Origin of the sequence: Arcicella sp. LKC2W (assembly GCF_034931005.1) — a bacterium.
Taxonomy (GTDB): domain Bacteria; phylum Bacteroidota; class Bacteroidia; order Cytophagales; family Spirosomataceae; genus Arcicella.
Window position 1 is genome coordinate 1 of sequence record NZ_JAYGIN010000070.1, and the last position, 1,395, is coordinate 1,395.

General features: G+C 35.2%; 2 protein-coding genes. Both read right to left on the reverse strand.

The features are described 5' to 3' along the window. Positions 1-44: 44 nt before the first annotated feature. Positions 45-1,013, reverse strand: coding sequence for an IS3 family transposase (locus VB796_RS23700; RefSeq protein WP_323349074.1), 969 nt, complete (start codon positions 1,011-1,013; stop codon positions 45-47). Continuing rightward, positions 971-1,342, reverse strand: coding sequence for a transposase (locus tag VB796_RS23705; protein WP_323349073.1), 372 nt, complete (start codon positions 1,340-1,342; stop codon positions 971-973). Before VB796_RS23705 ends, VB796_RS23700 begins: the two co-directional genes overlap by 43 nt. Positions 1,343-1,395 lie beyond the last annotated feature (53 nt).

Consider the following 1,395-nt stretch of genomic DNA (forward strand, 5'->3'; position numbering starts at 1 on the left):
TGTCCCGTCCTAAAATAGGTTGACTTTTTTGATTATTTGTAAACTTAGAAAAGTCCAAGTTGTTGTCCAAATTTTTGTTTGTTAATTGTTCTTTCATCGACGTAAATATTCATTTTAACTCTTTGTTTTTTAGGTACATTTAGTAAGTGATTTTCAAACTCATGCGGACTCATTTTGTTAAGATTATCATGTGGTCTATCTCGATTATACAATTCAACATCTTTGGCAAGGTGTCTTTTTAAATCTGGCAAACTATTGATAGAACGATGTCTAAGATACTCATTTTTGATAATGCCATTTAAACGTTCACTATGCGTATTTTCATAGACTACATTGCACATACTGATTCTTATTTTTCGACTTTGTAGTAACTCTACATACTCTTTGTAAACGTATTGAGTACCTTTGTCAGAATGATGAATTAGGCTTTCAAATGTCTTCTTTTTACGCATTTTTAATGCCATTGCAAGGGCTTCCATATTGGCAGTTGCTTCCAAAGTGGGAGCTGCACAGTAGCCTACAATGTTACGGGAATAGACATCCATAATCAAGGTAATATAATAGAAACGATTATTGACCCAAAAGTAGGTAATATCACTAACCCAAAGTTGGTTAATATCATCTAATTCTATCCCTACTAAAAGATTTTGATAACGGTTACTTTTCGTTGAAAACGTTGTCCTTTGATAGTTTTTAGGTCTGGGAACACTCAATCCAGCTTCCACTCCTAAGTCAATAAATCTATCTCTACCAAAGGGTTTGTATTTGAGCTTATGATAGAGTTTTTTGAGCCCCATCACTGGATGATTTATTCTCAAAATGACTACTTCCTGTAAGATTTTTTCATTATCACAGGCTTGTTGATTATGTTGTATTTGATGCTGGTGATGAGCTTGCTTACTCAAACCAAGTACCTTATAAAGGTCCGTCAGTCGGATTGCTAATACCTTTCGATTAACCTTAAAATAGTCTAAGGTGGGGTAGAAAAACTTTTTTTTATATCCATCTTTAATTCCTTTGAGGCAATTTCAAGGAGTTTTTCTAAAAAATCAATAGACATCTGTTTTTGCCCTACGATACGCTCTAATTCAGCATTACGGGCTAAGAGTTCTTTGGTCTTTTGAGCTTCCGATTCCATTTCTACAACCACTCGGGTGGCTTGTTGATAGTGAGGTGAGTATTTCTTACGCCAGCGACATACGCTCACGGCTGAAACCTCGTATAATCTCACAATATCGGAAATACTCAGCACTTTGGCATCAAGTTCTTTTACTTTCTGCCGTTTGAATTCTTCGCTGAAATAGCGAATAAATTTTTGCCCAGTGTTCTTGGTTTTGTCCATCTTTTGATACGTTTTAAGTTCAAAATTTGGTCAACTTATTTCAGGACGGGACA

What these genes read in the sequence shown, in the direction of transcription:
- VB796_RS23705 (WP_323349073.1), bottom strand. Translation starts at nt 1,342, where the DNA reads ATGGACAAAACCAAGAACACTGGGCAAAAATTTATTCGCTATTTCAGC.